The 286-nt window shown below is 71.3% G+C and carries 1 protein-coding gene; it reads left to right on the top strand.

The genetic code is table 11. From position 1 onward, the window contains the following. Positions 1 to 286 (top strand): ATP phosphoribosyltransferase regulatory subunit (locus EN804_RS36625; RefSeq protein ID WP_189602248.1); only part of this gene is annotated, 286 nt, incomplete at both ends.

The raw sequence follows: 286 nt of genomic DNA, 5'->3' as shown, positions 1-286 counted from the left end.
CCGAATTCACCATCCCGGTCTGCCTCGACCACATCGCCAGCCAGGCTGGCACGCCGCGCCGCTACTCCTATCTCGGCGAAGTGTTCCGTCAGCGCCGCGAAGGCGGCAACGAGTTCTTCCAGGCCGGCATCGAGGATCTCGGCGACCGCGACACGGCCGCCGCCGATGCCCGCTCGCTGGCCGACGCGCATGCGCTGCTCTCGCTGGTGCTGCCCGGCCGGCCGCTCGCCATCACGCTTGGCGACCAGACGGTGTTCGAGGCGGTGCTCGCCGCGCTCGGTCTGCC

The organism is Mesorhizobium sp. M8A.F.Ca.ET.161.01.1.1 (genome assembly GCF_004792105.1).
GTDB lineage: Bacteria > Pseudomonadota > Alphaproteobacteria > Rhizobiales > Rhizobiaceae > Mesorhizobium.
The sequence above is the reverse complement of the archived record's forward strand: the minus strand, read 5'-3'. Positions and strand labels throughout refer to the sequence as shown.